The following is a 17,980-nucleotide window of genomic DNA, read 5'->3' as shown; positions in this document are numbered from 1 at the left end:
CCGGGACCCAGCGCCTTCCGGACCCCGCATCAGGCATCGGATTTCGGCCTCCCCGCATGGTCCGAATCCGGTAGTCTTCGCCACGCATTCCACAAGGAGACGTGCGATGAAGATGCATCGAACCATGTTCATGGGCCTCGCAGCGCTTGCCGCGAACACGGCCCACCCGCAGATTGCGGCGTCGACCTCCGCCAGCGCGGAATCGGACAAGAAGACGTTCTACGAAATGAGCGCGGACGGTGCGATACAAATCGCACCGGATGGTCACGTCAGCGACTACAAACTGGATGGCACTCTCCAACCCGCTGTCGCCGCTCTCGTCAAGCGAGCCGTCATGGGCTGGCAGTTCGAGCCTATCGTCATCGACGGAAAGGCGGTCGTCGCAAAGACCGCGATGCACCTCAACCTGCGCGCCGAACCGGTGGAAGGCAAGGACGACGAATTCAGCGTGCACGTCGCTTCGATCAACTTTGGAGACCCGGCACGCCGTGGCATCGGCAAGGCCCCGCAATATCCGCGCAATGCGGCCGGGGCACGACTCGGTGCGTACGTCGTCCTGTCGGGGCGCCTGGACGAGAGCGGCAAGGTCGCTGAAATCTATCCGTACCAGACCAGCCTCGATGCGCGAGCCAGCAACGAGAAGCAAGCCGAGAAGTGGCGGCGCGAATTCGAAACGGCAGCGATCAACGCTGCGAAGACATGGCAATACGACCTTACTGAGATCGTCGGCGGCCGCGCAACCGGCGCCTATGTAGTGATCCCGGTGAGATTCTTCATGTCGCCATCTCGGGTTACTCGCGACAGGAATTGGCGCGGTTATGAAGCGGGTCCGATCCATCCCGCGCCATGGGCGAGCTCGCAAGACACCAATCGCATTGCGCAGAACCAGGACGGCGCGATTTCGACGTCTTCGCGCTTCCACCTCAAGGACGACGTGATCGGCAAGGCGCTCTGAGGGCAACGGAGCTCCGCTCGCGATTCCTGTCGGGTCGCGGCCATGTGCATGGCCCTGTTTAATGTCCATGCGAACCGTTCATGAGACTCCGGTCACACCAAATCCGCCTTTCGCTGCCACGCAGCATTACTTTCGTCATGGGCACTGCTACGGTGCCGCCCGCGCCAGAAACCAAGAGAGGGGTTTCACGCGCGATCCGGGGAGGGATCGATGTTGACCGGGAACAGGCGCGGGGGCGCCTGCCCCCACGCCTGCGCCTGGCGCATGCGATGCCGCCCTGGTGACCATGTGGTGACGCCGTCTTCAAACCGCGGCGAACACCACCATCCGTCATCTGCTGGGGAGTCAATCTGTGATCAAGTCAACGCGCCGCCTGACGGCGGCAGTTTCGCTTTCACCGTTGTTTCTTGCGATGTACGCCGCTTCCGCGTCCGCCGCAACCGTGGTCGACGTGCACGGGCACGATACGAAGGTACTGAATTCAACCTATGTCCGCGCAACGGCCGGCATGGGTGCCGCCACCGCCGCGAACGAGCGCCATGCCGAGCTGCTGGGCCTCGAAAGCCAGTCCGCCTTGCAGCAGCTCTCCGTCGTCGATGATGCCGACGGCGTCAGGCACTATCGCTACCAGCAGACTTTCCGCGGCATCCCGGTGTGGGGCGAGCACGTTGTCATCACCGAAAACGCCAGGGGTGAAGTAATGAACCTGTTCGGCCGCCAGATCAACGGCCTCGGCGCCGATCTCGGTTCCGCCAGCGCGACGCTGACCTCGGCAAAGGCCCTCGTGATCGCCAAAGCAGGCCTGAACAAGGCCATGCGCACGGAGCGCGAGGAATCGCGCCAGATGATCTATGTCGACGACGCCGGCAGTGCGCGCCTCGTCTTCGTCGTGTCGTTCTTCGCCGACAAGATCGATGGCGGCCAGCCGAGTCGCCCGATCGTGATCATCGATGCCCAGAGCGGCAACGTGCTCAAGCGTCTGGAAGGACTGACCACCGCACAGGTCGGCACCGGCCCCGGCGGCAACGCGAAAACCGGCCAGTACGAATGGGGATCGGGCGGCAAGTACGGCTTCCTCGACGTCGCGCAGAGTGGCACCACCTGCACGATGAACAACACCGACGTGAAGACGGTGAACCTCAACGGCGGCACCACCAGCACGACCGCGTTCTCGTACACCTGTCCGCGCAACACAGTGAAGTCGATCAACGGTGCGTACTCGCCGCTCAACGACGCGCACTTCTTCGGTGGCGTGATCCAGAACATGTACAGCTCGTACATGGGAGTGAAGGCGCTGACGTTCCAGCTGGTCATGCGCACGCATTACAGCTCGAGCTACGAGAACGCGTTCTGGGACGGCTCGACGATGAGCTTCGGTGACGGCGCCAGCACGTTCTATCCGCTGGTCAGCGTCGACGTGGCAGGCCACGAGGTCTCGCACGGCTTCACCGAGCAGCACTCCAACCTGACCTACTCCGGCCAGTCCGGCGGCATGAACGAGGCGTTCTCGGACATGGGCGGCGAAGCGACCGAGTACTACTGGAAGGGTACCAACGACTTCCTGGTCGGCCCGGAAGTGTTCAAGGCCTCGGGCGCGCTGCGCTACATGTGCAACCCGACCCAGGACGGCGGCTCGATCGACAACGCAGCGAACTACACCAGCTCGCTCGACGTGCACTACTCGTCCGGCGTCTACAACAAAGCGTTCTGCACGCTGGCGAAGACCGCCGGCTGGGACACGGTCAAGGCGTTCAAGTCGTTCGCGCGCGCGAACAGCCTGTACTGGACGCCGTCGAGCACGTTCAACAGCGGCGCCTGCGGCGTCGAGACGGCAGCGACCGATCTCGGGTTCGTCAAGGCCGACGTCACCGCGGCGTTCACCGCCGTCGGCGTCAGCTGCACCGGTGGTGGCGGTGGCGGCGGCGGTACGCCGACCGCGCTGACGAATGGCGTTGCGGTCACCGGCATCTCGGGCGCGAGCGGCAGCGACAAGCTCTACACGCTCGATGTGCCGGCTGGCGCGACCGGCCTCAAGTTCGTCACCTCCGGCGGTTCGGGTGATGCCGACCTGTACGTGAAGTTCGGCTCCGCACCGACGACGTCGACCTACGACTGTCGTTCGTGGGCGAGCGGCAATGGTGAAACGTGCAGCATCGCGACCGCGCAGGCCGGCAAGTACTACGTGCTCGTGCATGCCTACAGCACGTTCTCCGGCATGAGCCTGACCGGCAGCTACACGGCGGGCGGTGGCGGTGGCGGCGGCGGTACGGTCCTCACCAGCGGCGTGCCGGTCACGCTCCCCTCGCAGGCCTCGGGCACGACTTCGGCGAACTACACGCTGGTGGTTCCGGCCGGCAAGACCAGCGTGGTGTTCACGATCTCCGGCGGCACCGGTGATGCGGACATGTACGTGCGCCGCGGCAGTGCGCCGACGACGTCGACCTACGACTGCCGTCCGTACACCTCCGGCAACAGCGAAACATGCACCTTCAATGCACCGACCGCCGGCACGTACTACGTGAACGTGCGCGCCTACGCGGCGTATTCGGGTGTCAGCCTGAAGGGCACGATCTCGCCGTAATCCGATCGTTCCATGGCACTACGCGACCCCGGCCTCGCGCCGGGGTCTTTTTATGTCCATGGATGGACGGTATGCCGGGAATGCAGGAGCAATTCCCGGCATGTCCATGGATGGACGGTATGCCGGGAATGCAAGAGCAATTCCCGGCATGTCCATGGATGGACGGTATGCCGGGAATGCAGGAGCAATTCCCGCATGTGGATGGACGGTATGCCGGGAATGCAGGAGCAATTCCCGGCATGTCCATGGATGGACGGCATGCCGGGAATGCAGGAGCAATTCCCGGCATGTCCATGGATGGACGGCATGCCGGGAATGCAGGAGCAATTCCCGCATGTCCATGGATGGACGGTATGCCGGGAATGCAGGAGCAATTCCCGGCATGTCCATGGATGGCCTGAACACCGGCCCGCTGGCGCTCCCCGCCAGCGAACACTTCCCACATCCATGTGGGTCGAAAATGCAGGAGCAATTTCCGGTGTCCCCCACGCTGCCTCGCACGGCGGAATTGCAGGAGCAAATCCCGGCAGGCCAGGATGGCTTGAACACCGCGTCCGCTGGCGCTCTCGGTGCCGGTCACGCCCGCCCCGGCTGCGACTGAACTCGCACTTCGCCGTCGACCTACGGCGCCGGCTCGCGATACACGGCACCGTCCTTCATCACGAAAATGGGCTTGCCCAACGCATCGATCGACGTGCTCGGATCGCCTTCGAACGCGGCGAGATCCGCGCGCAGTCCGGGAACGATGCGCCCGAAGCGATCACCCTGCCGCAGGATCTTCGCCGCACCGTCGGTCGCAGCGTGCAGCGCCTGCGCCGGCGTCATGCCGTAGCGAACCATGAGTTCGGGCTCGCGCGCATTTTCACCATGGGCGAACACGCCGACGTCACTGCCGTTGCCGATGATGACGCCGACGCGCAATGCCGCACGGAACGCGCGTTCGGATTCGCGCATGCGCGGCGTCGGTTCGCCGCCGGGTACGTAGTGCTCGAAGTATTCGCCGATCGCCATGACCGCGGCCAGTGTCGGCTCAAACGCGACACCATGGCGTTTCATCAGCTGCAACGTTTCGTCGCTCGCCGCGTCGCCGTGTTCGATCGTATCGACGCCGGCCTCCACCGCCATGCGCACGCCGGCGTCGCTGCCGGCATGCGCCGCAACCGGACGACCGATGCGATGCGCGGCCTCGACGATCGCCTTCGTTTCCGCGAGGCTCAGCGTCGGCATCGTCTCGCCGTTCGGTCCGACGCGATAGTCGGCGTAGAGCTTGATCCAGTCCGCTCCGCGCGCGGCCTGCTCACGCACCGCGCGCGCGGCTTCGTCCACGCCACTGATCGCTTGCGCGCCTTGCGGCAGTTCGAGATCGGGGCGGAAGCCGCGCGGCCCCGGGCCATAGCTCGAACTCGCGACGATCGCACGTGTCGCGACGAACAGGCGCGGGCCGGGAACGAGGCCTTCATCGATCGCGCGCTTGATCGAAACGTCGGCGTAACCCGCGCCTTCGGTGCCGAGGTCGCGTAGTGCGGTGAAGCCTGCAAGCAGCGTCTGTCGCGCATGCACGGTCGCGAGCACGCTGCGGTAGTCCTGCGGTTCCTTGAGGACCTGGTCGTTCCATGGAGTCTCATTGTACGGATGCAGGAACAGGTGCGAATGCAGGTCGATCAAACCGGGCGTCAGCGTCGCCCCTTTCAGGACGATCCGGCGCGTACCGGATGGCACCGCCAGGCGCTCGACCGGACCGATCGCCACGATGGCGCCATCGTGCACATGGACGGCCAGGCCGTTCTCGCTGCGATCGGTGGTTCCGGTCCAGACACGATCGGGAATCAGCAGGACATCCGGCGCGCCGGCGGACGGCTGGGCAGCCACGAGGCAAGCGAGTCCGAACAGGACTTCCAGGTGAAGCATGCGCATCGGATTTCCCTCGGCATCGGTGAGAACCGGACGGACCGCCAATGATCCGGCGCCTTCGCCTATTCTCGGCGCAGCACGCGAGGGCCGGCAACCAAGCCCCTCGGTGCGAATCGCGCACTGCCGCTACAGCAAATTCGCCTCGCCCAGTCGGGCGTGCCACTGTACGGCGTCGTCCTGCAGATCGTGGATGCCGGTGATCTCGCGCAGGGCCTGATAGGCCCATGCGACGGACTGCCGGTCCGCATTCGCATCCGCGGCGATCGCGTAGAGGCCCGGAACCGCTTCGTAGCGTTCGGCGACATGGAACGTGCCGGACTGTGCAAGCGCGCAGAACGCGCGTTCGCGCACGATGGCCGACTTCTCGCGCCCGGCGACATCGAGCAAGGGAGCGATGCTCTCGACCCCGCCGAACTTCGCCAGCGCATCGACCGCCCAGCGGCGCAGCGATTCGTCACCGGTGTGCAACGCGGACAGCAGCTCGCGATGGATCCGTTCGCGATCAACGCCACGTGCCCCGATGATCGCGACGTTCCACAATGCCCACGCGCCCGAACCTTGCGGATCGTTCGCCATCTGCTGCAACAGTCGATCGACCTGCGCGACCGACTTCTCGAGGTCGTATTCGGCGAGGTACACCTCGAAGCTCGCCATGCGCACCTCGATCAATGGCGAATCGCCGGCGGTATTGATCAAGGTCTTGAGCCTGTCCGTCGGTTTGAATGTACCGCGCCAGGCCTGCGCGTTCTGCATCACGTACTCGGACGCGCCTTCCCGGCGATTGATCGCAAGTTCGAGCGCATGCTCGACTTTTTCCTGCGGTGGCAGCGATTCGACCATGCCGGCATAGAACGCGTCGAAGCGTGGTTCGGTCGACGCACCCTTCTCGAACAAGGGCTCGGCGATCGAGCGCAACTGCATGATCGCCGCACTGCGCAGAGCGGGGCTGGCCGCGAATGCGCCCACGGTGGCGAGGCCGAGCAGGAGCAGCAACCAGCGTTTCATCCGAATTCTCCCGAGCAGGTGGCGACAGTATGGCGGGAACATCATGACGGGAAGCGAGCGCCGCAGTGGCGATCTGGAGGCAAACGCGGATGTGCGACCTGCGGGGTTGGGTGCGCTCGCCGCGCGCGCCGGCAGGCGTGCGCATGCCCAGGCGACGACCCGCTATGCTGGCACGGTCGCTTCTGTCGGGGAATGGATGGACCGCAATGACATCGGCCTGCAGTTGCACGACTACGCGAGTGCCGAACTCGCCCGTGCGATCGCCTGCCTCGGCTGGCGTGGCTCGCGCTTGCATGCGGGCGTGCACCAGGCACGCAAGTCGCTGCGCCGCACGCGTGCCACGCTCGCACTCGGCGCAACGCTGCTCGGTCCAGGCGCGCGCCTGATCGATCGCGAACTGCGACAAGTCAATTGCGGGTTGTCGAAGCTGCGCGACGCCCATGCGCTCGCAGGCGTTCTCGATTACCTGCTCGGCAGGCACGCCGACGATGCGCAGGCGCTTCTCCTGCTGCATCGCGCACGCCGTGCCGCGATGCGCGATCGTGCTGCCCGCGCCCGCAAGGTCCTGGCTAAGGATCCGCAACTGCGCGCACGGCGTGCACTGCTGGCAACCCTGCTGGCTGCGCTGCACGGATTGCCCTGGCACCTGCTTGATGCCGATGCCGCGGATGCTGCATTGCTGCACAGTCGCGTGCGCGCAGATGCCGCCAGCGCGAGGGCGGCGGGCAGCGGCGATGCGGACGATTGGCACCGATGGCGCCGACGCGCACGACGCCTTTCGCAACAACAGCGCGCGCTCGACGATCGCGCGGCGAAAGCGGACAAGCACGACAAGCGCCTGGCGGTCCTGCTCGGCCACGCCCAGGACTACGCGCTGCTATGCGAGCATTGCGGCCGTGGCTCGCCCTTCACGCCTTCGGACCGCGCCTCGTTGCGTGCGCTGGCGGAACAGGACCTCGGACGACTGCGCACCCGCATCGCGCAATTCACGCGCACGCCGATCGCGCCTGCCAGCGAAGCCTGACGGGCTTGCGTTACCGTACGAATGTACGTACATTCGCGCCATGGACGATCTGCGCCTTACTGCCGCCCAACAACGCGTACTGGATTGCATCCGGTTCCATCTGGAGCATCATGGGCGCGCACCCACGCTGCGCGAAATCGCGGAGAATCTGGGGCTTGCAAGACATAGCTCAGCGCAGGATCATGTAGAGGCCCTGGTTCGCAAAGGCGCCCTGGAGCGCCTGCCCAACCATCGTGGCCTGCGTCTCCCGCATCGCTTGCGGGCGCCGGCGGCAACCCAGCTACCCCTCGTCGGCCGGGTTGCCGCCGGCAGCCCCATCCTCGCCACGGAAAACATCGAGGCGCAGCACGGCGTCGATCCCGCGCTGTTCCATCCGCGCGCGGATTACCTGCTGCGCGTCGTCGGCCTCAGCATGCGCGATGCCGGCATCCTCGATGGCGACCTGATCGCGGTGCATCGCACACCGAGCGCGGAACACGGCCGCATCGTCGTCGCGCGACTCGACGACGAAGTCACGGTCAAGCAGCTCGAACACCGCGGCGGACGCGTGCGCCTGCTGCCCGCGAATCCGGATTTCGCGCCGATCGAAGTCGATCCCCAGCGTCATGCCTTCGCGATCGAAGGCATCTACGTCGGCCTGATCCGTCCCGATTCCTCCCCCCGACTCCAGCGACAAGGATGAGCCGCGATGTTCACATCGACTCCTTTCGACATCCCTGCTTCGTCCGCGGCTGACAGCCCGGTTTTTTCTCCTGCGCCGATGCCGCTGGCGACGACACCTGCCGTTTCCACGCGACCGGTCCGCCGTAATGAAGCCGCGCTCGCCGATGTGTTGCGCCATCCGGCCGTCTGGCGACGCGGTGCGCTGCCTGCGCTTGGCGGCGATGCCCTGTCGACCGGCCTCGCTGCCCTCGATGCGCTGCTGCCCGGTGGCGGCTGGCCGCGGGGTGCGCTCAGCGAGATCCTGATCGGTCAGGACGGCCTCGGTGAATGCAGCCTCGTGCTGCCCGCCCTTGCGACGTTGACGCGCGCGCGTCGACGCGTCGCATTGATCGCACCTCCCTACATTCCGTACGCACCGGCGCTGGCTGCCGCCGGCGTCGATCTTTCGCAGATCGTGCACATCGACGCGGCCGCGATCGACACACACTGGACCGCCGAGCAATGTCTGCGTGCCGGTTGCTGTGGCGCCGTGTTGAACTGGCTGCCGCAGGCCGACTACCGACAATTGCGCCGGCTGCAGCTCGCCGCCGAAACCGGTGGCGCGATCGGCTTCGTGTTCCGGCCGCTCGCGGCCGCGCGCGAAACGAGCCCGGCTGCGCTGCGCCTCAAACTCGTCACGGGCGAACAGGGCCCGCGCATCGAGATCATCAAATGCCGCGGCCGCCTCGAATCCGCGCAGGCGATCCGGCTGTCCGCCTGAATCGTCGAGGCATGCGTGTCCTGGGCCTGCCTGCGATTCACGCAACTGGCGTCGGAGGCGATCCGCGCTGGCGCGGATGAAGCCGAAAGTCGCCGACCGTTCGCGGTCGTCGATGGCCCATCGCAGCGGCGACAGGTCGTGCTAGCGAACAAGGCCGCCAGCAAGGCGGGCGTGCATGCGGGACAGGTTCTTGCGAGCGCGCAACTGCTCTGCCCTCGCCTCGCCTTCGCCGCGCGCGACCAGGGCGCCGAGCGGCAGGCGCTCGAATCACTGGCCTCGTGGGCCTATCGCTACAGCGCCGAAGTCAGTCTCTTGGTGCCGGACACCTTGTTCGTCGAAGTCGGCGCCAGCCTGAGCCTGTTCGGCGGCTGGCCGGCACTGGAGCGACGAATGCGCACGGAACTCGACCGCCTCGGTTTCAGCTGGTCGCTCGCAACCGCCCCGACCGCCACCGCGGCACGCGTGTTCGCGACCTGCGCAACCGGCATCGCGATTCCGGCGCTCGCCCAGCTTCCACTCGCGCTCGCGGCGGCGCCGCTGGTCGCGAGCGGCCTCGCCGCGAAGACCATCGGCGCCCTGCATGGCATGGGCCTGCGCACGCTCGGCGACCTGTTCCGCCTGCCGCGCGCGGAGCTCGCGCGGCGCATCGGCCAGGATGCGCTCGACCATCTGGACCGCATGTGCGGACGGGCCGCGGAAACCCTGCCGCGCTGGCAACCGCCGCAACGCTACGAACGCCGGATCGAGTTCAACCACGGCATCGAATCGCATGTCGCGCTGGCGTTCCCGCTGCAGCGCCTGATCCGCGAGTTCTCGCTGTTCCTCGCCAGCCGCGACGGCGGCGTGCAATGTTTCGACCTGCGCCTCGGGCACGAGCGCGGCGCGAGCACGCGCGTCGGAATCGGCCTGCTGGCGCCACAGCGCGATGCGGCTTCGTTGTTCGAGCTCGCGCGCACGCGGCTCGAACGCATCGAACTCGTCGCACCGGTGCATGCACTCGACCTGATCGCCGACGACCTGCCGCCATTGTGCCCGCTGCATCGCGACCTGTTCGACAGCCATCGCCGCGAACAACTCGGCTGGCCGGCGCTGGTGGAGCGCCTGCATGCGCGACTCGGTGACAACGCCCTGCACGGACTCGCCAGCGTCGCCGACCATCGCCCCGGTCGGGCCTGGCGTTTCCTGCCGATCGCTGCGAATGCGCCGTCGACTGCGGGCGTTTCCGCCACGCGACCGTTCTGGTTGCTGCGACGCCCGCTGCCATTGCGCGACGGCCCGCGCCGCATCCTCGCCGGTCCCGAGCGCATCGAGAGCGGCTGGTGGGACGAGCGCGACCAGCGCCGCGACTACTACATCGTCGAGACCCGTTCCGGCCAGCGTGCCTGGGCGTTCGTCATCGCAGGAGGCGCCGCTCACGCGACGCACGGATGGACCCTGCACGGCTGGTTCGCATGAGCGAGCCATCACGCCGACCCAGGCGCCGCCGCCTACGCGCGCCGATCGAGCCGGGCTTGTCGACCCGCCCCGAGGACGATCCGCGCAGCAGTCCGCCACGGGCGCAGCATCGCGCCTCCCTCGTCGAAAACCCCGGAGGAGCGACGGCAGCCACAATGCGCTCCCTGGAAGGAACAATTCCCGCAAAGCCCACCGAGGCGCAGGCGCGCTATGCGGAACTGCACTGCCTGTCGAACTTCTCGTTCCAGCGCGGCGCTTCGAGTGCGCTCGAACTGTTCGAACGCGCGAAGAAGCTCGGCTACGACGCGCTGGCGATCACCGACGAATGCTCGCTCGCCGGCATCGTACGTGCACTCGAGGCAAGTGACGAAACGGGTTTGAAGCTGATCGTCGGCACCGAAGTGCAACTCGACGACGGCCCCAGGCTCGTCCTCCTCGCGGCAAACCATGCCGGCTACTCGGACATCTGTCGTCTGATCACCATCGGCCGCCGCCGCAGCGCCAAGGGCGAATACCGCCTCGCGCGCAGCGACGCCGAACGCATCGGTGACGGCGTGCTCGTGCTGTGGATTCCCTCGTCGCGCGACACCGCCACGCTCGACCAACAGGCCGAGTGGATCACGCGCAATTTCCGCGGCCGTGCCTGGCTCGCGCTGGAACTCCACCGCGGCGCCGACGATACATGCCGGCTCACGCAGCTGCACGCACTCGGCACGCGCCACGACCTGCCGCTGGTCGCCAGCGGCGACGTGCACATGCATGTGCGTCGGCGTCGCGCGCTGCAGGACCTGATGACCGCGATCCGCCTCGGCTGCCACGTCGCCGATGCCGGCCATGCCCTGTTCCCGAATGGCGAGCGCCACCTGCGTCGCATCGACGACCTGCTGGCACTGTATCCACGCGACGCGCTCGCGGAAACATTGCGCATCGCCATGCGCTGCGACTTCGACCTGCACGGACTCGACTATCGCTATCCGCGCGAACTCGTGCCGGACGGCCTCGATGCGATCGGTCATCTGCGCGACCTGACCTCGCGGGGCATGGCGCGACTCTGGCCGCGCGGAATCCCGGATGCCGTGCGCACCCAGGTCGAACGGGAACTCGTGCTGATTGCCGAGCTCGGCTACGAGCATTTCTTCCTCACCGTCGAGGAAATCGTCGGCTGGGCGCGCAGGCAGGAGCCGCCGATCCTGTGCCAGGGCCGCGGTTCCTCGGCCAATTCGGCCGTTTGCTACTGCCTTGGCATCACCGCGGTGAACCCCGAGAACGGCAACCTGCTGTTCGAGCGCTTCCTGTCGAAGGAACGCAAGGAGCCGCCCGACATCGACGTGGACTTCGAGCACGAACGACGCGAGGAGGTCATCCAGCACGTATTCGAGAAGTACGGCCGCGACCGCGCCGCGCTCGCCGCGACCGTGATCAGCTACCGCAGCAAGAGTGCGGTGCGCGACGTCGGCCGCGCACTCGGCGTGCCGGACGACCAGCTCGACAGCCTGAGCGGGATGTATTCGCGCATCCGCAGCGGGCAGCCCTTCGACACGGTGCTGCGCGAACGCGGTTTCGATCCATCCAGCCCGATCCTGAAAAAGCTCTTCGCGCTTGCCGGCGAACTGCGCGGCTTCCCGCGCCACCTGTCGCAGCATGTCGGCGGTTTCGTGATCTCCGAGCAGCCGCTGCACCACCTGGTTCCGGTCGAGAACGCGGCGATGCCGGGCCGCACCATCATCCAGTGGGACAAGGACGACCTCGAGACGATGAAGTTGCTGAAGGTCGACGTGCTCGCGCTCGGCATGCTGACCTGCATCCGCAAATGCCTCGATCTGCTGCACGAACATGGCCTCTGGCGACATCCGTACAACGGCGCGCGGCCACTGCTGCACGACATTCCGGCGCACGATGACGATCATGTCTACGCCATGATGCGCGCGTCCGACACGGTCGGCGTGTTCCAGATCGAATCGCGCGCACAGATGTCGATGCTGCCGCGTCTGCGGCCGCGCACGTTCTACGACCTCGTGGTCCAAGTCGCGATCGTGCGCCCCGGCCCGATCCAGGGCGACATGGTCCATCCCTACCTGCGCCGTCGCAAGGGACTGGAGCCGATCGACTATCCGCAATCGAAGTTCGAACGCGACAGCGGCACCGATGCCTCGCAGGTGCACGAAGCACTCGGCCGCACGCTCGGCGTGCCGATCTTCCAGGAACAGGTGATGAAGCTGATCCAGATCGTCGCCGGCTTCACGCCGGGCGAGGCGGACCAGTTGCGCCGCGCGATGGCTGCATGGAAACGCCGCGGCGGGCTCGGACAGTTCCGCGACCGCATCCGCGACGGCATGCTCGCGCGCGGCTATGAAGAGGCGTATTTCGAGCGCATCTTCCAGCAGATCCAGGGCTTCGGCGAGTACGGTTTCCCGGAATCGCATGCGGCAAGTTTTGCGCTGCTGGCGTATGCCTCGTCGTGGCTCAAGCACTACCATCCGGCCGCCTTCACCTGCGCCCTGTTGAATGCGCAGCCGATGGGGTTCTACCAGCCCTCGCAACTGGTCCAGGACGCACGCAAGCATCGCGTGCAAGTACTGCCCGCCGACGTGAGCGCGAGTGATCGGGATTGCACGCTGGAACCGGTGTCGTCAGCGCAGGGTGACGATCCGGTCGCGCTGCGTCTCGGCCTGCGCCAGATTCGCGGCATGTCGGAAGACCTCGCCGCCCGCCTCGTCGACGCGCGCCGCAACGCGCCATTCAGCGACGTCGCCGACCTCACCCGACGCGCGCGCGTCAATGCATCCGAACGCGCATGCCTCGCCGATGCGGGCGCGCTGCAGTCGCTCAGCGGAGACCGCTATCGTGCACGCTGGGACAGCGCCGGCGCGGAAATGCCGATGCCGGTGCTCGCCGCGGCGACGATCCGCGAGACAACGGTGGATTTGCGCAAACCCTCGTTGCGCGAGGACGTGATGGCCGACTACGCTACGCTCGGCCTGTCGCTGACCGCGCATCCGCTCGCGCTCGTGCGCAGGGAACTCGCGCGCCGGCGCGTGTCACCCGCGCACCTGACCACCGATGCGGCGAACCGTGGCAAGCCGATGCGCTGCGCCGGTCTCGTCACCGTGCGCCAGCATCCGGGCACCGCGAAAGGCGTCACCTTCGTCACGCTCGAAGACGAAACCGGCATCGTCAACGTCGTGGTCTGGCGCGCACTCGCCGAGAAGCAGCATCGCGTGCTGCTCGAATCGACCGTGATGGCCGTCGACGGCATGCTCGAGGCAAGCGAAGGCGTCCACCACCTGATCGCCAGGCGCCTGCACGACTACAGCGCGTTGCTGCCCGAATTCGCGTTCGCGTCGCGGGATTTCCATTGAAGCTGCCGGGGCCGAGGGCTGATGGCTTCACTTCTTGCGGGAGCGATGCAGGCGCGACCAACGCGCGCGGATGCCGGAACCGGCACCCCGCGCCACAAGGTCCGTCAGGGTGCCTCCAGGGTCCCCGCGATGCGTCCCAGGAAAGGCCGGTAGTAGCGCAGCTCGGCGATCGAATCGCGCACGTCGCTGAGCGCGGTGTGGGCGGAGTCCTTGTTGAAGCCCTTGCTGACTTCAGGCGCCCAGCGTCGCGCCAGTTCCTTGATCGTCGACACGTCGAGGTTGCGGTAGTGGAAGAACCGCTCCAGTCGCGGCATCAGCCGGTAAAGAAAGCGCCGGTCCTGGCAGATCGAATTGCCGCACATTGGAGACTTGCCCGCCGGCACCCATTGCACGAGGAATTCCATCGTCAGCGCCTCGGCAGTGGCGATGTCCACTTCGGACTCGATCACGCGCTGCCACAGGCCGGACTTTCTGTGCTGGTTGCGGTTCCAGTCGTCCATCGCCTCGAGCCGCTCCGGCGCATGCCGGATCGCGAACTCCGGTCCGTCGGCGAGCGGGTTGAGATCCTTGTCGGTGACGACCGTCGCGATCTCCAGGATCGAGTCGTTGTCCGGATCGAGTCCGGTCATCTCCAGATCGATCCAGATCAGGTTGTTCTCGTCCGGCGTTCGCATGCGTGCATCCCAGATCGTATGGCGTTGCAGTCTAGGCAAGCCGTGGCCAGTTGGAAACCCTGCGCTATGCTGCGGCCGATGACGCAGACCTTCCTCTGGCACGACTACGAAACCACCGGCGCCGACCCGCGCCGCGACCGCCCCGCCCAGTTCGCTGCGATCCGCACGACGCTGGATCTGCAAGCGGTCGGCGAACCGGTCTCGATCTTCTGCCAGCCGGCGCCCGATGTGCTGACCCATCCGGTCGCCTGCCTGATCACCGGAATCACGCCGCAACAGATGCAGCGCGACGGCGTGATCGAAGCAGAGTTCGCCGCGCGCGTGAACGAGCAAATGGCCGAGCCAGGCACCTGCAACGTCGGCTACAACTCGTTGCGTTTCGACGACGAGATCACACGCAACCTGCTCTACCGCAATTTCCATGACCCCTACGAGCGTGAATGGAAGGACGGCAACTCGCGTTGGGACCTGATCGACCTTGCACGCATGAGCTATGCGCTGCGACCGGACGGGATCGAATGGCCGCGTCGCGACGATGGCAGCCCGAGCTTCCGCCTCGAGCACCTGGCCGCCGCGAACCGCATCGCACAGGCGCGAGCGCACGACGCGGTCTCCGATGTGGAGGCCCTGATCGGCCTCGCGCGCCTGCTGCGCCTGCGACAGCCGAAGCTGTGGCAGTTCTACTTCGATCTGCGTCGCAAGCAGCGCGCGTTCGAACTGCTCGACGTTGCGCGCATGACGCCCCTGCTGCATGTCTCCTCGCGCTATCCGGCCATCCGCGGCTGCATTGCGATCGTCGCGCCGCTGGCGCAGCACCCGACCCAGCCGAACGCGGTGATCGCCTATGACCTTGGCGTCGACCCGGGCCCGCTGCTCGAACTCGATGCCGAACAGATCGCCGACCGCGTGTTCACGCCACGCGCCGACCTGCCCGAGGACGTCGAACGCATTCCGCTGAAAGCGATCCACGCGAACCGCTCGCCGGCGATCGCCCCCATGAGCGCATTGAAGGGCGCGGACCCGGCGCGCATCGCACTGGAACCGGAGCGTGCATTGGCCAACCTCGAACGCCTGCGGGGCATCGAAGGCCTCGGCGAAAAACTCCAGCGCGTGTTTGCGAGCGGTCAAACGCACACCGCCGCGCTCGATCCGGAGCTGGCGTTGTACGACGGCTTCCCGTCCGACGCGGACAAGCGCCTGTTCCGCACGGTGCGCGAAACGCCGCCGGAGCAGCTCGGCTCACGTGCATTTCCGTTTCGCGACGCACGCTACGTGGAGCTGCTGTTCCGCTACCGCGCGCGCAATTGGCCGGAAACGCTCGATCCAGCCGAACGCGAACGCTGGGACGAATTGCGCCGCCGCCGGCTCGATACCGCATCACCGCTGACGACCATCACGCGCGAGGAAAGTCTCGCGCTGATCGGACGCATGCGCGTGGATCCTGCGACGCTGCCGGCACAGGTTCCGCTGCTCGATGCGCTCGAAAGCTGGGCGCGCGGACTGCTGTAGTGTGTCGGCCCTCGGCCGTCAAGCCATCGCGGCTACCGCCGCTCCTACAATAGCCCCTCCCAGCCTGGACCTCCGCCTTGTCCACCACCTATTTCTCCCCGGCAACCTTCAAGTTCCTGCGCGATCTCGCCAGGAACAACAACCGCGCGTGGTTCGCCGCGAACAAGCCGCGTTACGAGGACGTGCTGCGCCAGCCATTCCTGCGCCTGATCGGCGATCTTGCGGCGCCGCTCGCGAAGATCAGCGCGCACTACGTCGCCGATCCGCGGCCGCAGGGCGGATCATTGTTCCGCATCCATCGCGACACGCGTTTCGCCAACGACAAGACGCCGTACAAGACCTGGGCGGGCGCGCGATTCGCGCACGCGCGCCGGCGCGAGATCGAGGCGCCATCGTTCTACCTGCACATCCAGCCCGGCGACTGCTTCGCGGGCGGTGGCATCTGGCATCCCGAACCGGCGACGCTGAAGAAGATTCGCGCATTCCTCGAGGAAAATCCGGCCGCGTGGAAGAAGGCAGTGCACACCAAGGCGTTTCGCGAACGGTTCGAGTTCTATGGCGAAAGCCTCACGCGTCCGCCCCGCGGCTTCGATCCCGCGCACGAACTGATCGAAGACCTCAAGCGCAAGAACTTCGCGACCGGCCAGTCGTTCACCGATGCGGTCGCCTGCTCGGACGAACTGCATCCACGCATCGTCGACACGTTCAAGCGCGTGGCGCCGATGGTCGACTACCTGTGCGCCGCGGTCGAGCTCGAATTCTGATGCATCGCCTGCGCGGGACCATGCACCGCACCGTCGCGCCTGAATGACCAGCGCGACGATACCCGCGCGCCGCCTCGCCGGGTTTTACCTCGCCTACTTCGCCGCGCTTGGCGCGTTCTCGCCGTACTGGAGCCTGTTCCTGAAGGCGCGCGGACAGGATGTCGCGGCGATCAGCGTGCTCATGAGCCTGTGGTACGGCACGCGCATCGTCGCTCCGAGTGCGTGGAGCTGGCTCGCCGGTCGGTCGAAGCGGCCGATCCACTGGCTGCGTGGCGGCTGCGTGCTCGTCCTCGGCAGCTTCCTGCTGTTCCTGCTGCCGCTCGGTTTCCATGGCCTGTTTGCCGCGATGTGCGTGTTCTGTTTCGCCTGGAACGCAGTGTTGCCACAATTCGAAGCGCTGACGCTGTCGCACCTCGGCGCGCGCAGCGAACGCTATGGCCGCATCCGCGTTTGGGGCTCGATCGGCTTCATCGCGATCGTCGCCGGTTTCGGCTTCGCCCTCGACCGCCTGTCGATCGACTGGCTGCCGTGGTTGATGCTGCCGCTGTACGTCGGCCTCGTCGCGAGCAGCTTCGCGAACGACTACGGCGCTTCGGCACGGACGCCGATCCACGGCGGCGGCGCGACGTTCCGCACGCAACTGCTGCAGCGCGAGGTCATCCTGTTCTTCGTCGTCACCCTGCTCGCGCAGGTTTCGTTCGGACCGTACTACACCTTCTTCTCCCTCTACCTTGAACACCACGGCTATCGACCATCCACGCTCGGCGCGTACTGGGCCATCGGTGTCGCCGCGGAAATCGCCTTGTTCTTCGCTGCGGCATGGATTTTTTCGCGACTGGACGCGCGCAAGGTGTTGTTGTTCGCGTTGGTGTCGGCCGCACTCCGCTGGTGGGTCACCGCCCTGCTGCCGGAAAACGTTCCGTTGATGGTGCTCGCCCAGACCACGCACGCACTCAACTTCGCCGCGTTCTTCGCCGCCTGCATGCAGTTGCTGGTGCGCTGGTTTCCCGGGCCCGCGAATGCGCATGCGCAAGGCATCTTCTACGGTTTCTCCTCGGGCCTCGGCGGCGTGCTCGGCGCCTGGCTGGCGGGCGCGTTGTGGCACGTCGATGAAGGGCGCGCCGCCTTCCTCGCTGCCGGCGCGGTCGCCGCGTTCGCGGCGGCGCTGTGCGCGCTTTCCCTGCGCGCGTCGATACGCGGCCCGGCCTGAATCCGGACATTGCTGCACCTGCAAGATTGACGCGGGGTTTCCACAACGATACCTTCGTCAATACGCATCCGTACGGAGCTGGGGAGAGCCCCGTCCGGCCAGCGTTTTTC

General features: G+C 66.5%; 13 protein-coding genes. 10 read left to right on the top strand and 3 right to left on the bottom strand.

The genetic code is table 11. From position 1 onward, the window contains the following. Positions 1-106: 106 nt before the first annotated feature. Both ACILRJ_RS04815 and ACILRJ_RS04810 read left to right on the top strand, forming a co-directional pair. Complete coding sequence (locus ACILRJ_RS04815; protein ID WP_395680937.1) at positions 107-955, top strand: hypothetical protein; 849 nt, start codon at positions 107-109, stop codon at positions 953-955. Positions 956-1,307: 352 nt separating this feature from the next. Next, on the top strand, positions 1,308-3,536 hold the full coding sequence (locus ACILRJ_RS04810; protein ID WP_395680935.1) for a M4 family metallopeptidase: 2,229 nt from the start codon (positions 1,308-1,310) through the stop codon (positions 3,534-3,536). Positions 3,537-4,157: 621 nt separating this feature from the next. Here the strand turns inward: ACILRJ_RS04810 and ACILRJ_RS04805 are convergent. Continuing rightward, positions 4,158-5,444: an amidohydrolase family protein gene (locus ACILRJ_RS04805; protein WP_395682032.1), complete on the bottom strand. Its 1,287-nt coding sequence runs from the start codon at positions 5,442-5,444 to the stop codon at positions 4,158-4,160. A 129-nt stretch (positions 5,445-5,573) separates the two neighbouring features. Beyond that, the gene (locus ACILRJ_RS04800) at positions 5,574-6,452 is read right to left on the bottom strand and encodes a HEAT repeat domain-containing protein (protein ID WP_395680933.1); all 879 of its coding nucleotides are present in this window, start codon (positions 6,450-6,452) and stop codon (positions 5,574-5,576) included. Between the two features lie 196 nt (positions 6,453-6,648). Between ACILRJ_RS04800 and ACILRJ_RS04795 the strand changes: the two genes are divergently transcribed. From ACILRJ_RS04795 to ACILRJ_RS04775, 5 genes are all read left to right on the top strand, one after another. Beyond that, complete coding sequence (locus ACILRJ_RS04795; protein WP_395680931.1) at positions 6,649-7,476, top strand: CHAD domain-containing protein; 828 nt, start codon at positions 6,649-6,651, stop codon at positions 7,474-7,476. A gap of 40 nt (positions 7,477-7,516) precedes the next feature. Beyond that, positions 7,517-8,158: a transcriptional repressor LexA gene (gene lexA / locus ACILRJ_RS04790; protein ID WP_395680929.1), complete on the top strand. Its 642-nt coding sequence runs from the start codon at positions 7,517-7,519 to the stop codon at positions 8,156-8,158. A 6-nt stretch (positions 8,159-8,164) separates the two neighbouring features. Continuing rightward, positions 8,165-8,899, top strand: coding sequence for a translesion DNA synthesis-associated protein ImuA (gene imuA, locus ACILRJ_RS04785; RefSeq protein ID WP_395680927.1), 735 nt, complete (start codon positions 8,165-8,167; stop codon positions 8,897-8,899). Positions 8,900-8,914: 15 nt separating this feature from the next. Continuing rightward, positions 8,915-10,354 carry a Y-family DNA polymerase gene (locus tag ACILRJ_RS04780; protein ID WP_395680925.1) on the top strand — a complete coding sequence of 480 codons (1,440 nt, stop codon included), beginning with the start codon at positions 8,915-8,917 and terminating at the stop codon, positions 10,352-10,354. Between the two features lie 155 nt (positions 10,355-10,509). Next, the gene (locus ACILRJ_RS04775) at positions 10,510-13,713 is read left to right on the top strand and encodes an error-prone DNA polymerase (RefSeq protein WP_395680923.1); all 3,204 of its coding nucleotides are present in this window, start codon (positions 10,510-10,512) and stop codon (positions 13,711-13,713) included. A 104-nt stretch (positions 13,714-13,817) separates the two neighbouring features. On the opposite strand, the gene orn is transcribed toward ACILRJ_RS04775, so the two are convergent. Further along, entirely contained in the window at positions 13,818-14,387 is a 570-nt protein-coding gene (gene orn / locus ACILRJ_RS04770) for an oligoribonuclease (RefSeq protein ID WP_395680921.1), read from the bottom strand. Between the two features lie 78 nt (positions 14,388-14,465). Between orn and sbcB the strand changes: the two genes are divergently transcribed. The 3 genes from sbcB to ACILRJ_RS04755 all read left to right on the top strand — a co-directional run bounded on the left by sbcB (position 14,466) and on the right by ACILRJ_RS04755 (position 17,870). After that, positions 14,466-15,896, top strand: a complete 1,431-nt coding sequence (gene sbcB, locus ACILRJ_RS04765; protein WP_395680919.1) for an exodeoxyribonuclease I — start codon at positions 14,466-14,468, stop codon at positions 15,894-15,896. Positions 15,897-15,973: 77 nt separating this feature from the next. Continuing rightward, a complete protein-coding gene (locus tag ACILRJ_RS04760) occupies positions 15,974-16,660 on the top strand; it encodes a DUF2461 domain-containing protein (protein ID WP_395680917.1) in 687 nt (228 codons plus the stop codon). A gap of 43 nt (positions 16,661-16,703) precedes the next feature. Next, positions 16,704-17,870, top strand: a complete 1,167-nt coding sequence (locus tag ACILRJ_RS04755; protein ID WP_395680915.1) for an MFS transporter — start codon at positions 16,704-16,706, stop codon at positions 17,868-17,870. Positions 17,871-17,980: the final 110 nt, after the last annotated feature.

It is taken from the genome of Dokdonella sp. (assembly GCF_044227025.1).
Classification (GTDB): domain Bacteria; phylum Pseudomonadota; class Gammaproteobacteria; order Xanthomonadales; family Rhodanobacteraceae; genus Dokdonella_A.
This window is presented reverse-complemented; position numbering and strand designations above follow the sequence as displayed.

What these genes read in the sequence shown, in the direction of transcription:
- ACILRJ_RS04815 (WP_395680937.1), top strand. Translation starts at nt 107, where the DNA reads ATGAAGATGCATCGAACCATGTTCATGGGCCTCGCAGCGCTTGCCGCG.
- ACILRJ_RS04805 (WP_395682032.1), bottom strand. Translation starts at nt 5,444, where the DNA reads ATGCTTCACCTGGAAGTCCTGTTCGGACTCGCTTGCCTCGTGGCTGCC.
- ACILRJ_RS04800 (WP_395680933.1), bottom strand. Translation starts at nt 6,452, where the DNA reads ATGAAACGCTGGTTGCTGCTCCTGCTCGGCCTCGCCACCGTGGGCGCA.
- ACILRJ_RS04795 (WP_395680931.1), top strand. Translation starts at nt 6,649, where the DNA reads ATGGACCGCAATGACATCGGCCTGCAGTTGCACGACTACGCGAGTGCC.
- lexA (WP_395680929.1), top strand. Translation starts at nt 7,517, where the DNA reads ATGGACGATCTGCGCCTTACTGCCGCCCAACAACGCGTACTGGATTGC.
- imuA (WP_395680927.1), top strand. Translation starts at nt 8,165, where the DNA reads ATGTTCACATCGACTCCTTTCGACATCCCTGCTTCGTCCGCGGCTGAC.
- ACILRJ_RS04775 (WP_395680923.1), top strand. Translation starts at nt 10,510, where the DNA reads ATGCGCTCCCTGGAAGGAACAATTCCCGCAAAGCCCACCGAGGCGCAG.
- orn (WP_395680921.1), bottom strand. Translation starts at nt 14,387, where the DNA reads ATGCGAACGCCGGACGAGAACAACCTGATCTGGATCGATCTGGAGATG.
- sbcB (WP_395680919.1), top strand. Translation starts at nt 14,466, where the DNA reads ATGACGCAGACCTTCCTCTGGCACGACTACGAAACCACCGGCGCCGAC.
- ACILRJ_RS04755 (WP_395680915.1), top strand. Translation starts at nt 16,704, where the DNA reads ATGACCAGCGCGACGATACCCGCGCGCCGCCTCGCCGGGTTTTACCTC.